The organism is Mycolicibacterium setense (assembly GCF_000805385.1).
Lineage (GTDB): Bacteria > Actinomycetota > Actinomycetes > Mycobacteriales > Mycobacteriaceae > Mycobacterium > Mycobacterium setense.
The window spans coordinates 565,513-578,688 of record NZ_JTJW01000005.1 but is presented as its reverse complement, the minus strand read 5'-3'; the positions used below and the strand labels follow the sequence as shown (position 1 = coordinate 578,688).

Genomic DNA, 13,176 nt, shown 5'->3' with positions numbered 1-13,176 from the left:
CGATGGCACCTGTCGCTGAAGTTGTAGACAAGCCCGAAGCCGGCGATCCGCCTCTGCCACCCGTGCCCGAGGGCGCGGTGATGGTCACCCTCAAGATCGCCCGGTTCAACCCCGAAGATCCCGACGCCGCGGGCTGGCAGAGCTTCCGGGTTCCCTGCCTGCCCACCGACCGGCTGCTCAACCTGCTGCTGTACGTGAAGGGCTACCTGGACGGCACCCTGACCTTCCGGCGCTCCTGCGCCCACGGGGTGTGCGGTTCGGACGCCATGCGCATCAACGGCGTGAACCGGCTGGCGTGCAAGGTGCTGATGCGCGACATGCTGCCGAAGAAGCCGGGCAAGCAGCTCACCATCACCATCGAGCCGATCCGCGGCCTGCCCGTGGAGAAGGACCTCGTGGTGGACATGGAGCCGTTCTTCGACGCCTACCGCGCTGTGAAGCCGTACCTGATCACCAGTGGCAACCCGCCCACCAAGGAGCGCATCCAGAGCGCCACCGACCGGGCCCGCTACGACGACACCACCAAGTGCATCCTGTGTGCCTGCTGCACCACTTCGTGCCCGGTGTACTGGAGTGAGGGGTCGTACTTCGGCCCGGCCGCGATCGTCAACGCGCACCGGTTCATCTTCGATTCGCGTGATGAGGCGGCCGCCGAGCGGTTGGACATCCTCAACGAGGTCGACGGCGTGTGGCGCTGCCGCACCACGTTCAACTGCACCGAGGCCTGCCCGCGTGGCATCCAGGTGACCCAGGCGATCCAGGAGGTCAAGCGCGCACTGATGTTCGCGCGCTAGGTCTTTCCCGGTTTCTTTGCCCAGTGTTGGCTTGTGTTCGAGATTCTTCGTGATTCTCGAACACAAGCCAACACTCGTTTGCAGGCTCTGTCACACATTGCCGGGCCATCTCGTCTAACCCATATGACCGAGACCAAGACACGAATCCCCGCTGTCACCCCGAAGCAAGCCGGCCTGCTGACCCGCGCGATGTACTGGTACGCCAAGCGCGAGTTCGGTGAGGTGCCCGAGCCGTTCGCCGTGGCCGCCCACCACCCGCGCCTGCTGGTCGCCAACGCCGTCCACGAGGGCCTGCTGCAGTCCGGCTCCAAGAAGCTGCCCGCGACGGTCCGCGAACTCGCGGTGTTCTGGACCGCCCGCACCGTCGGCTGCTCGTGGTGCGTGGACTTCGGCTCCATGCTGATGCGGCTGGAGAACCTCGACGTGGAGCGGCTCAAGTCGATCGACGACTACGCCACCTCGCCGCTGTTCACCGACGACGAGCGCGCCGCGATCTCCTACGCCGACGCCATGACCACAGACCCGCACACCGTCACCGACGAGCAGGTGGACGACCTGCGCCGGCGCTTCGGCGACGACGGCGTGATCGAGCTGACCTACCAGATCGGCGTGGAGAACATGCGGTCGCGGATGTACTCGGCGCTGGGCATCACCGAGCAGGGCTTCAACTCCGGAGACGCGTGCCGGGTTCCGTGGGCCGACACTGAGTGATCCCGCGGTGGGACCGGGTGGTAGAACACGTTACAGAAATCACCCGCTCACCTAGGGATCAACCATGCACTGGTACACCGGCAACACGCTCTATGACACGGTGCTGACCGCGGCCTTCGCGTTCGCGGCATTCGTGATCATCGGCGGGTTCTTCGCGCAGAGTTCCTACGGGCGCTTCTCGACGACGAAACTCGGCTTGAACCTCAACCCGAAGCTCGGCTGGTGGCTGATGGAGATCCCCGCAACCGTGGTGTTCTTGATCAGCTACCTGGCCGGGCCCAACCGATTCGAGCCGACGTCGCTGGTGCTCGCTGGGATCTGGCTGCTGCACTACGCCAACCGCGGCTGGTTCTTCCCGCTCGCGATCCGCCAGGCCCCCGGCAAGCGCGGCACCTTCAACATCTCGGTGATCGTGATGGGCATGCTCGTCACATCCATGCACGGCTACCTGAACGGAACCCTGTTCAGCCACGACTTCTTCGGGCAGTACACCACCCAGTGGCTGACCGACCCGCGATTCCTGGTCGGGTTGGTGATCTACCTGTGCGGATTCGCGCTGCTGGTGAACTCCGAATCCATCGTGCGGAACCTGCGGGAGAAGGGCAGCCCGGGCGGGGCCGAATACCGGATTCCGTTCGGCGGCGGCTTCCGGTTCGTCACCAGCCCGGCCTATCTGGGCGAGATCATCGCCTGGTCCGGCTTCGCGCTGCTGACCTGGGCGCTGCCCGGGGTCGCCATCCTGCTGATCACGGCAGGCAACCTGATCCCCCGGGCGCTGGGCACTCACCGCTGGTATCAGGACAAGTTTCCCGAGTACCCCACCGACCGTAAAGCGTTGATCCCGTACGTCTTGTGACGACGAGTCACGCCGAAGCAGGCGTGATCTCGATGAAAGCCATTGGCACGCCCAGGGTCTGACTACTGACGTCGAGGCTGCGCTCCAGCAGCTTCATGGGCGGGCTCCAGTTGGCGGCGATGACCGCGTCGGCGTGCGCGTGTTCTGCCTCGGGCAGGATGCGCGCCACGCCGGCCACCACCGGACCGCGAGGCTTGCCGCGCAGACTGCTCGCCACGACGAGAACCTGTGGATTGTTGCGAAGGCGTTTGACCTTTCCGGTCGACGCGTCGGTGCGCACGTAGAGCTTGCCGTCCGCGATTCCGTGGTTGATCGGGCTGGGGACCGCCTCACCCGAACGTTTGAACGTCACCAACACGATCTGGCGGTAGTTCTCGAACCCGGCGAAGCTGGATCCGGTGGCCGGGCCGATGTCGAAGGCGTCACGATGACGCATCTTGTCCATGCCGCGGAACATCATTCGGCTGAACGTCTGGGCCAGGGTTCCGGGTTCGTTGGGCATCACGACACACCTCTCAGCGGGGATCCGGTGAACTTGTCGGGGTTGGCGATGTCCCAGACGGCGCAGACCTTTCCGTCCCGAACGGTGAAGACCGTGACCCGGGGCGACATCTCGGGGTAGCCGTCACCGGCCGGCGCGCCGGTCGTGTATACGCCCAACTGCCCGTTGACGAGCGCAAATTGACTGCCTGACAACCAATTCGGTCCGTAGCGCTTGGACAGCCCGAGGATGAACCGGGCCACCTTGTCCGCACCATGGATGACGCGGGCAGCTGTGGGCGCTTTGCGGTTGGAATCGCCGGTGAACGTGACATCGGGATGCAGCAACCGAACGACCGCGTCGAGTTCGCCCGTGGCCAGGGCGGCCATCAGCTCGCCGGCAACCTGGTTGTGCGTATCGTCGGGTGCCGGGGCCGGCGTATCCGCAACGGCCTTGCGGGCCCGCGACGCCAGTTGCCTGGCCGAGGCATCGCTGACCCCGAGTACCTCGGCGATCTCGGTGAACGGCACACCGAACCCGTCGTGCAACACGAAGGCCACCCGCTGATCCGGGGTGAGCCGCTCCAACACCACCATCGCGGCGAACCGGGCGTCCTCCCCGGCCACCACCGCGTTGAGCGGGTCGTTGGCGTCGAGTCCGGTCACGACGGGCTCTGGCAGCCATTCCCCGTAATAGGACTCGCGACGATGTGCCGCGGAGCGCAAGCGGTCCAGGCCCAACCTGCTCACCACGGTGGTCAGCCACGCCCTCAGGTCAGCGATCTGCGTACGGTTGGCGTCCCACCGCAGCCATGCGTCCTGGACGATGTCCTCGGCGTCGGCGAAGGTCCCCGTCAACCGGTAGGCCACGGCCAGCAGATGCGGCCGCAACTCCTCGAACTCGCCGACCCGAGCGCTCGCGGTCATGGCCCCAGTTTAGGGCGGACCGGCCTACGACCGTGCGCGCCCTCAGGCACCCACCATGACGTAAGTCTTGCGGACCGTCTCCTTGATCAGCCAGGTCCCCCGCCATCCTCGGGGCAGGACCAGTAGAGAGCCGGGCCCGATGTCGGCGGCGGTTCCGTCCTCCCCGACCACCCGGCCGGAGCCCGAGATGATGTGGCACACCTCGGTCGCGCCCGATCGGTCCGCGGTGAACTCGCCAGGGCCGCACTCCCACACGCCGGTGTCGGTCACCGTATCGGCCCAGACCGAGACGGAGGACTCCAACTGGCCGCTGAGGCTCGTCGGTTTCGGTTGCGGCTCGGGCAGTTCGGCCGTGCCGGCGTCAATCTGAAGTAGCTTCACACTTGTCTCCATCGCGTCAGCGCCCTGTGATCTTGTTGGCCAGCCGGGCCAGTCCACTCGTGCCGGACAGGCCACGGGTGGACTCGCGCCGGTCAGCGGTGCGGTACAGCGCGTACATCGCCTGGACGCCGAGCCACCGCAGCGGCTCCGGTTCCCACTTGCGCACCCGGCGACCCACCCACGGCAATCGGGTGAGCGCGGTGTCACGCTTCAGCACGAGATCGGCGAGTGTGTGCCCGGCCAGGTTGGTGGTGGTCAAGCCACTGCCCACATAACCGCCCGCCGTGCCCAGCCCGCTGGCCCGGTCGAAATCGACGGTGGCGGTCCAGTCGCGCGGAACCCCGAGTACACCGCACCAGGCATGCTCGATCGGCACATCGCGGGTGGCCGGGAACATGTCGCGAACCAGGGCGCCGAGGGCGTCGATGGTCCACTGCTGGGTGGCCCCGCGATGATCGAGCGCCGAACCGTACCGGTACGGAATACCCCTGCCGCCCAGGGCGATTCGGTTGTCGGCAGTGCGCTGGGCGTACATGTAGCCGTGCGCATAGTCGCCGAGCAGTTCGGCGCCCTTCCAACCGACCTGTTCCAGCACCGAATCGGGAAGCGGTTCGGTCACCACCATGGAGGAGTTCATCGGCAGCCACGCCCGGCGTTGCCCCGGCATGGTCGCGGTGAAGCCCTCAAGGCATCGCAGGATCACGGGCGCCCGCACGTCGCCTCGGGCCGTGATCGCGCGGCCAGCCTTGATGTCGGTCACCTCGGTCTGTTCATAGATGGCCACGCCCATGCCCTCCACCACACGGGCCAGACCACCGACCAGCTTGGCCGGCTGCACCCGTGCGCAGTGTGGAGTGAACAGTGCACCCATGGCGTTATCGACCCGGATGCGGGCATTCGATTCGTCTCCGGTGAGCACCACGAAGTCGTCGTCCGTCGCGCCCCAATCCCGCTCGTAGTCCAGGGATTCGCGGAGCCTGCCCATCTGAGCCTGGTTGCGTGCCACATGCAGTACACCGTCCTTGACGATGTCAGCATCGATACCTTCGGAGTTCGCGACACCGATGACCTCGTCGACCGCGCCTCGCATGGCCCGCATGAGAGCGACGACGCCGTCGTGGCCGTGTGTCGAGGCGTAGGCGTCGCGCGATCCGGCGAGTTCGGCCGACAGCCACCCACCGTTGCGGCCCGATGCCCCGAAACCGGCGAACTCCTTCTCCAACATGACGATTCGAAGGTCGGGCTGTTCCTTCTTGAGGTAGTACGCGGCCCACAAGCCGGTCAGGCCCGCGCCGACGATGCATACGTCGGCTTCGCGGGAACCCGGCAGTGCCGGCCTCGATTCCGGCCAACCCGCCTGGCGGTACCAGAACGACACGCTGCCGTTCACGAAGTCATTGGCGAGACCGCTGGTGGTCCGACCGTCGGGGGACATCTTGGTTCTCCTGTGCTCGTAGCTGATGATCAGTTGGACGTGTCGGCGGGCAGGATGGTGGCGACATCGGGATCGAAGGTCAGCCAAACCTGCTGCCCCGCTTTGGCCGACGTGATGCTGTCCGCGCTTTCGCGGACCAGCGCGGTGGTGCCATCGGCAAGGCTGACCTCGACCTTGCGCGAGTTGCCGAGGTAGATCTCCTGAACCACGGTGCCCGGCACCGCGTTGACGACGTCGGGCTCGGCCTCACCGGTGAGGATGCGGAGGCGTTCCGGCCGCACGACGACGGCTACCGAGTCGCCGCGCGCCGCCTCGCCCCGACCCGCCACGATTCGGCGGCCATGGGCGTTCACGGCTCGCCCGTCTTCGAGCTTTCCGTAGAACAGCGACGACTCGCCGAGGAACCGCGCCACGAAGATGCTCTTGGGGTGCTCGTAAAGATCTGTGGGCGAACCGATCTGTTCGATGCGTGCCTTGTTGAACACCGCGATGCGGTCCGACAGCACCAGTGCTTCGTCCTGGTCGTGGGTGACGTAGACGAACGTGGTGCCGAGTTCGCCGTGAATACGCTTGATCTCAAGTTGCAGCGAGTCGCGCAGCTTCTTGTCCAGCGCGCCGAGCGGCTCGTCCATGAGCAGCACCCGCGGTTCGTAGACCATGGCCCTGGCGAAGGCGACACGCTGCTGCTGGCCTCCGGACAGTTCCTTGGGCATCCGCTTGCCGTAGCCGTCGAGACCGACCGTCCGCAGCGCAGCGGCCACCTTCTCGCGGCGTTGGTCCTTGGGCATCTTGCGTTGGCGCAGCGGGTATTCGACATTGTCGATCACCGTCATGTGCGGGAACAGCGCGTAGTGCTGGAACACCATGCCGATGTTGCGGCGGTGTGGCGGCAGGTCGGCAACCGGCCGGCCGTCGATCAGTAGTTCGCCCTCGGTGACGTCGGTGAATCCGGCGATCATGTTCAGCGTCGTCGTCTTACCCGAGCCGCTGGGGCCGAGCAGGGTGAGGAACTCACCCGGCCGCGCATCGAGGTCGATGGCGTCGACGGCCTTTTCCGACCCGTAGGTCTTGGTCAGGCCCCGCAAGGTGATCGACGCACCGTGCGGAGTGTTGTCAGTGGACACGGTTCCTCCTGCGCGAATAGATGCCCGCAACGACGGTCAAAAGCGTCGTGAGGGCGAGGATGAGAGTGGCGGCCGCAGCGATCGTGGGATCGGTGTCACGCGTGACCGAGGCGTACATCTTCACCGGAAGCGTCTGCAGATAAGGGTTTTGGATGAACAGCGACAGGACGACCTCGTCGAAACTCGTCGCGAATGCGAAGAGTGCACCCGAGAGCACCCCTGGTGCCACCAACGGGAGTGTCACGGTGCGGAACGTGGTCCAGCGGCCGGCACCGCAGATCGCGGCGGCATCCTCCAGGCGCCGGTCGAATCCTTGCAGGCTGGCCATCACGGGCACGATGACGAACGGCAGCGCCAGCATGGTGTGGGCGACGACGAACCCGAACAAGGTGCCGAGCAGGTTCAGCCTCAGAAACAACGCATAGAGGCCGACGGCGACAACGATCACCGGAACCACCATGGGAGCCATCAGGAATGCCCGGATCCCCTGCCGCCCGGCCAGTCCGGTACGGCTCAGCGCCACCGCGGCGGCAGTGCCGAACAAGGTGGCGAAGACGGCCACCAGAATGCCGACTTCCAGGCTTGCCTTGAGCGCCGAGATCCATGCGGGGTCTTCGAAGAACGTTTGGTACCACCGCGTCGACCATCCGCTCGGCGGGAACGCGAACGACGGTCGATCGGTGAAGCTCAACGGCACCACGATCAGCGACGGTGCGACCAGCCACAATCCGACCGCGGCGCAGAACAATCCGAGCAGAACGGTCCAGAACGTCTTTGCGTGCCGTGTCATGCCGTGCGCTCCTTCCGGTTTCGGCGCAGCAGGTACAACAGCGCAGCGAGCACCAAGAACGTGACGAGCAGCAGGACCACGCCCATCGCTCCTCCCTTACCCCAGGCCAGCAGGCTGGTGACCTGCACGTAGATCTGCTGACTGATCAGTGCGTCATCCGGAGCACCGAGCAGAGCGGGCGTGACGTAGAAACCGAGGCTGCTGATGAAGACCATCAGGCAACCGGCACCCACGCCTGGCAGTGACAACGGAACCCAGATCCTGGCGAACGAGATGACCGGCCGCGCACCGAGACTCGACGATGCGAGCACGAGCCTCCGGTCGATACCCGACATCACCGCATACAGGGGCAAAACCATGAACGGCAAAAGGATCTGGCTCATGCCGATGACCACGCCCAAGTTGGTCCGGAGCAACGGCACACCACCCAACCCGACGAACGACAGTAGGGTCTGTATCGGTCCGCCGTCCTCCAGCAGGATCACCCACGCGAACGTGCGCACCATCAGGCTGGTCCAGAACGGAACCAGAACGATCAGTGTCAGCGCGACCCGCACCGCCGGTCCGAACGCGACCATCGCGTAGGCGTACGGATAACCGAGGACCAGGCAGATGACGGTGACCTCGAGGCCGGTGGTGAACGTGCGCAACAGAACGCTGCGCTGAACGGAATCCCCCAGGTACCAGGCGAAATTGCCGAAGCCGAGTTCCGGATCGCTGAACGCCTGCCACAACATGATGGCCAGCGGCAGTCCGAAGACGCCGACCACGAGCAGGATCGACGGCAGCAACAAACCGATGTCGCCCAGTCTCCGGCGGGAGGTGGCGGGGGTTGCCTGCGTCTGCGGTGGCGCACCGCCCGCCAGAACATCGACCATCGACATGCGAAGAAACCTCCTAGCCCGCGAGCCAGGCCGTGTACTTGGAAGCGATCTCTTCCTGGTGTTCGGCCCAGTACTTCAGATCGAGGGGGAACTTGTCCTTTTCCCGCTCCGGCGTGGTGGTCAGGTATGACCCGGCGAGATCATCGAGTTGCGGCTTGGCGTCGACGTTGATGGGGCTGTACGACGTCAGTTCGGCAAGCTTGGCCTGCTGCTCCGCGCCCAGGTAGAAGTTGATGAATGCCATGGAGGCCTTGGGGTTCCTGGCACCGATGGGCACGGCGATCGTGTCGGCTTCCGGCATCCACTGGTTCCACATCGGAGCGAACGGCGCGCCGTTCTTGACCGCCGAGTACGCGCGACCGCTCCACACCAGGGCCATGTCGACCTGTCCGGACTCGATGAGTTGCTGAGACTGGGCACCGGTGGTCCAGAAGATCGTGTCCTTGCGGATGCTGTCCATCTTCTTGAGTGCGCGGTCGAGATCGATCGGGTAGATCGCCTCGGGCGCGACACCGTCGGCCAGGAGCGCACCTTCGGGGACACCGGGATCGAGCTCACCCGGAACACCTTCGATGGCCCGCTTGCCGGGGAACTTCGCCGTGTCGTAGAAATCGGCCCAGGTCTTCGGCGGGTTCGCCCCGTACTTCTCGGTGTTGTACACCACGATGAGGCCGTAACCCATTGCGGGAACCGAACAGTCGTCGGTCTTGGTGCCCGCCGGTAGCTTGCTGATATCGACGATGCTGGTATCGAGCGGCATGAAGAGCGTGCCGCAGTTCTTGGCCGTGAACACGTTGGTGCTGTCGACGACGTCCCACGTCACGTTCTTGGAGTCGACCTGCGCCTTGATCTTGGAATTCTCAGTAGGGCCGTCCTGCAACATCTTTGCCCCGGATTGCGCGGCGAACGGCTCGATCGCCGCCTTGGCCTGGCCATCCTGGAAGATGCCGCCGTACGAGACGAACGTCATGGTGGTGCCCTTGAGCGCCCCCTCCTTGACCGTGCCGGCCTGCGGCGGCCCGCTGCCGAGATCGACGTCGCCCGATTGACCGGGGCCGGCAGGCGTACATGCCGTGGCGAGCAGAACGCCGGCGGCGATCAAGGCGGGCACACTGCGGGCGACAGGTGACATGTTCATGGGGATCTCTCCTTGGGATCTGGAGCGGATGATCTGGGACAAAAGGGGTTTCGCGGCTCTTGGACCGTCAGGTCGGCCAGTCGGTCGGGGGGCTGACGATCCAGATGAGTTCAACTGGCGCGTCACTCAAGTTGTGGACGGTGTGCGGCATAGAAGTGCGGTATTCCGCGCTGTCTCCCGCTTCGAGCACGTAGCGCTCGCCGTCGAGTTCCAGCGTCGGGGTTCCGGCGATGACGATCAGGATCTCCTGGGCGTCCCCGTGCACATAGGCCTCGCCTGCGCTCGACCCTGGCGAGAGTTCACCCGCGTACACCTCGAGATTGCGCAGCGGCTTCTGCGACAGAAGGTATTTGGTGCTCAACTCGGACACCTCGATGGTCGGACGCGCGGCCTTGCGGAGGATGCGGACGTCGGACACCTCGTCGTCGGTGAACAGGTCGGGCAGCGAGATGCCCAGCGCCTGCGCCAGGCGGCGCAACGTCCCGACGCTCGCGTTGACCTGCCCGCGCTCCACCTGACTGAGAAAGCCCGCGGAAATTCCGGCCCGGTCGGCCAACTGCCGCAGCGACATCTTCCGGGCGCCCCGAAACTGCCGGATCCTGCCGCCGACCACGGTGTCTGCCGTCTCAGCGGGATCGGGCTCGACAGTCGCACTCATATCGAAATATCCGTTCGCCTTTAAAGAGCAAGAAGATTCTGATCAGCGAACACTTTGTTCGCTCACGCCGAACTCTATGTCTGCTCAGACGGGCTTCGCAAGGCTTCGATCACATTTTCAACATGTTGTGGGATGAGTCACATCGGTATGTTTTCGATGTCGATTGGCATCAAGTGCAACGTTTACCGTGGTCAAAACCGGCATCTACGACTGATTTCGTAGACAGGGTGCTTCAGTGCCTGCCGAGCACGTTCGGGCCGCTGCGCACCGGGATGCCCGCCGCGAAACGCGCCGGCGACCAGGCGGCCACGTCGGCGTCCGGTGTGTGCCCCTCCGCCAGATCGGCGAGCACTTCACCCATCAGCGCGGAGTACTTGAAGCCCTCCCCCGAGTCGCCGCACGCGACGACGATCCCGCCATCGAGGCGGTCGACGACGAAACTGCCATCGGGAGAGTCGGTCCAACTGCATACCTGGGCATGGAGCACGGTCGGAACCACCGAGGGCATGTCGGCCCGCACCCGGTCGCGGAGCACGCCGGTTCGGGTATCGTCGGGCGTCCGGTCGATATCGCCGGCCCGGTAATCCCGCAGCGGGGAATCCAAGCCGATCTTGTAACCGGCGCCCGGCGATGGCATCGCATAGATGCCGGGACGATCTGCACGCGGTCCGTCGAACAGACACGGAAATCCGTCGGCCGCACCGGGATCGGCCGGATCTCCGAAGTACACCACCTGCTCCAGGTAGGGGTGTAGCGGGACATCGAGACCGAGCGGCGCCAGCAGGGCGCGCGCACCCGGACCGGCCGCGATCACCGCGACGTCGACGTCGAGCGTGTCACCTTCGGCGAGTACCACCCGAACCCCGTGGGAGGCCCGCTCGACCTGAGCCACGTCCCGGACGAGAAGCGTTGCGCCGGGGTAACTCTGAAAGATCTTCAACTGAGCCCGCAGCGATGCGGCGGCAAGTACGACGCCTGCCTCCGGCTGCCAGAGCGCCTCACGTCCGTCGCTGCGAAGACCAGGAAAGAAGCGGTCCACGTCGCCCGCAGCGACGCCCGTGTACGCGATGTCGAGTGCGTCCAGGGTCGAAGCCACCGCCGGCAGTGAGACGTCGTCACGCCACAGCAGGCCACGGGTGAGGAAGACCGGCGACCCCGCCCGCTCGGTGAGGCGGCGCATCGCGTCGACACCGCGTTGCGCCAACCGCACCCGCAGCGGGTCCGGGTCGGCGAGCCGCCACAACCGGGTCGACCCGGCCGACGAGGACAGGGCGTTGAGAGGTCCGTAGCGGTCGATGAGCGTCACCCGGTGCCCGCGTCGCGCCAACTCGGCCGCGGCGGGCAGACCCCAGGCGCCCGCGCCGATCACCACACAGTTCATGGTCACGGTAGAAACTCCGGGCCGAGCTCAGCGCTTGGTGAAAATCGTTCGGTGCCAGTCTTTTTCGGCCACACCGGTGATATCGCTCATCACATGTTTGATGGTGAGGTATTCCTCGAACGAGTAATCGCTCATGTCCTTGCCGAAGCCCGAGGCGCCGACACCGCCGTGCGGCATCTCGCTGATGATCGGGATGTGGTCGTTGACCCACACACACCCGGCGTGGATCTCGCGGGAGGCCCGCTGCGCGCGGTACACGTCGCGGGTCCAGGCCGAGGCGGCCAGGCCGTAGTCGGTGTCGTTGGCCTGCCGGATCGCGTCGTCGTCGTCGGTGAACGCCCGCACTGTCAGCACCGGACCGAAGATCTCGTCGCGGTACACCTCGGAGGTTTCGGCGACATCGGCGATCAGGGTGGGCCGGTAGAACGCTCCGGGAAGATCGGGCGCGACGCCGCCGGTGACGATGCGGCCGCCTTGTCCGGGCGCGCGGGCCACCATGGCCGCCACCTTGTCGCGGTGCGCGAACGAGATCAGCGGACCGAGGTCGGTGTCGGGATCGTGCGGGTCGCCGACGACGATCTTGCTCATCACCTCGGCCACGCCGGCCACGAAGTCGTCGTACAGGTCCCGGGCGACGATCGCCCTGGTGGCCGCGGTGCAGTCCTGGCCGGTGTTGATCAGGGCGCCGGCCACCGCGCCCTGGATGGCGGCGTCCAGGTCAGCGTCGTCGAACACCACGAACGGCGCCTTACCACCCAGCTCGAGCTGGGTGCGGTGGCCGTGAACCGCGGCCGCGGCCATCACCTTGCGGCCGACCGGGGTGGATCCGGTGAAGGTGACGACATCGACGTCGCGGTGCCCTGCCAGGGCAGAACCGACATCGGCGCCACCGCCGGTGACGACGTTGAACACGCCGTCGGGTAGGCCTGCTTCGGTGGCCAGCCGGGCCAATGTCAGGGTGGTCAGCGGGGTGATCTCGGCGGGCTTGATGACGACGGAACAGCCGGCGGCCAACGCCGGGATTGCCTTCCACACCGCCATCTGCAGGGGGTAGTTCCACGGCGTGATGGTGGCGACCACGCCGACGGCTTCACGCCGGATGCTTGAGGTGTGGTCCCCGGAGTACTCGGCCGTCGCCTTGCCCTCCAGGTGGCGGGCCGCACCCGCGAAGAAGTCGATGTTGTCGACACTGCCGGGCACATCGAATTCGGTCGCCAGCCGTACCGGCTTGCCGGTCTGGCTCACCTCCTCGGCGATCAGCTGATCGGCATGCTCGTCGGCGAGTTTGGCCAGCTTGGCCAGTACGGCCGACCGCTCGGCCGGCGTTGCGGTCGACCATGCGGGGAACGCTTTGCGGGCAGCATCGACGGCATTGTCCACGTCGGCCGGAGTGGCCAGGGCGTAGTCGGCGACAGGTCGTCCGGTCGCGGGGTCGATGATCTGATGGGTGGGCCCGGTGGTCGCCACCGGTGCACCGTTGATCCAGCTGCTCGTCACATTCACTGCCACACTCATGGAGCCCCACGGTAACCGATGGGTCACCCGATCTCTACGCAATCCCGCGCTGAGACCCGGTTTGAACGAGGGATTTCATCGATTCGGTTGCCCTAAACGACG

Annotated in this window: 13 protein-coding genes and 1 pseudogene; 3 read left to right on the top strand and 11 right to left on the bottom strand. The window is 65.8% G+C overall.

Features of this window, described 5'->3' with window-relative positions:
• The first annotated feature begins 2 nt into the window (after window positions 1-2).
• The 3 genes and pseudogenes from QQ25_RS09045 to QQ25_RS09035 all read left to right on the top strand — a co-directional run bounded on the left by QQ25_RS09045 (window position 3) and on the right by QQ25_RS09035 (window position 2,361).
• A complete protein-coding gene (locus tag QQ25_RS09045) occupies window positions 3-794 on the top strand; it encodes a succinate dehydrogenase iron-sulfur subunit (protein WP_039317321.1) in 792 nt (263 codons plus the stop codon).
• Window positions 795-884: 90 nt separating this feature from the next.
• Window positions 885-1,505, top strand: a pseudogene (locus QQ25_RS09040) (carboxymuconolactone decarboxylase family protein); the annotation flags it as partial.
• A gap of 64 nt (window positions 1,506-1,569) precedes the next feature.
• Window positions 1,570-2,361 (top strand): phosphatidylethanolamine N-methyltransferase family domain-containing protein, encoded by a 792-nt coding sequence (locus QQ25_RS09035; protein ID WP_039317316.1) that lies wholly within the window; start codon window positions 1,570-1,572, stop codon window positions 2,359-2,361.
• Between the two features lie 7 nt (window positions 2,362-2,368).
• Here QQ25_RS09035 and QQ25_RS09030 read toward each other — a convergent pair whose 3' ends face one another.
• From QQ25_RS09030 to QQ25_RS08980, 11 genes are all read right to left on the bottom strand, one after another.
• Window positions 2,369-2,863, bottom strand: a complete 495-nt coding sequence (locus tag QQ25_RS09030) for a PPOX class F420-dependent oxidoreductase (protein ID WP_039378317.1) — start codon at window positions 2,861-2,863, stop codon at window positions 2,369-2,371.
• Window positions 2,863-3,768 carry a sigma-70 family RNA polymerase sigma factor gene (locus tag QQ25_RS09025; protein ID WP_039317311.1) on the bottom strand — a complete coding sequence of 302 codons (906 nt, stop codon included), beginning with the start codon at window positions 3,766-3,768 and terminating at the stop codon, window positions 2,863-2,865. Before QQ25_RS09025 ends, QQ25_RS09030 begins: the two co-directional genes overlap by 1 nt.
• A gap of 42 nt (window positions 3,769-3,810) precedes the next feature.
• Complete coding sequence (locus QQ25_RS09020; RefSeq protein WP_052235755.1) at window positions 3,811-4,149, bottom strand: cupin domain-containing protein; 339 nt, start codon at window positions 4,147-4,149, stop codon at window positions 3,811-3,813.
• Window positions 4,150-4,165: 16 nt separating this feature from the next.
• A complete protein-coding gene (locus QQ25_RS09015; RefSeq protein WP_039378314.1) occupies window positions 4,166-5,584 on the bottom strand; it encodes an NAD(P)/FAD-dependent oxidoreductase in 1,419 nt (472 codons plus the stop codon).
• A 29-nt stretch (window positions 5,585-5,613) separates the two neighbouring features.
• The gene (locus QQ25_RS09010) at window positions 5,614-6,708 is read right to left on the bottom strand and encodes an ABC transporter ATP-binding protein (protein WP_039317303.1); all 1,095 of its coding nucleotides are present in this window, start codon (window positions 6,706-6,708) and stop codon (window positions 5,614-5,616) included.
• Window positions 6,698-7,498, bottom strand: a complete 801-nt coding sequence (locus QQ25_RS09005; protein ID WP_039378312.1) for an ABC transporter permease — start codon at window positions 7,496-7,498, stop codon at window positions 6,698-6,700. Before QQ25_RS09005 ends, QQ25_RS09010 begins: the two co-directional genes overlap by 11 nt.
• Complete coding sequence (locus QQ25_RS09000; protein WP_039317299.1) at window positions 7,495-8,382, bottom strand: ABC transporter permease; 888 nt, start codon at window positions 8,380-8,382, stop codon at window positions 7,495-7,497. The genes QQ25_RS09005 and QQ25_RS09000 overlap by 4 nt, the downstream gene beginning before the upstream one ends.
• A 13-nt stretch (window positions 8,383-8,395) precedes the next feature.
• The gene (locus QQ25_RS08995) at window positions 8,396-9,520 is read right to left on the bottom strand and encodes an ABC transporter substrate-binding protein (protein WP_039378309.1); all 1,125 of its coding nucleotides are present in this window, start codon (window positions 9,518-9,520) and stop codon (window positions 8,396-8,398) included.
• 67 nt (window positions 9,521-9,587) lie between these two features.
• Window positions 9,588-10,178, bottom strand: a complete 591-nt coding sequence (locus QQ25_RS08990) for a type II toxin-antitoxin system RelB family anti-toxin (protein WP_039317295.1) — start codon at window positions 10,176-10,178, stop codon at window positions 9,588-9,590.
• Window positions 10,179-10,410: 232 nt separating this feature from the next.
• Window positions 10,411-11,559, bottom strand: coding sequence for an FAD-dependent oxidoreductase (locus tag QQ25_RS08985; RefSeq protein WP_039378307.1), 1,149 nt, complete (start codon window positions 11,557-11,559; stop codon window positions 10,411-10,413).
• Window positions 11,560-11,586: 27 nt separating this feature from the next.
• On the bottom strand, window positions 11,587-13,074 hold the full coding sequence (locus tag QQ25_RS08980; protein ID WP_039378304.1) for a gamma-aminobutyraldehyde dehydrogenase: 1,488 nt from the start codon (window positions 13,072-13,074) through the stop codon (window positions 11,587-11,589).
• Window positions 13,075-13,176 lie beyond the last annotated feature (102 nt).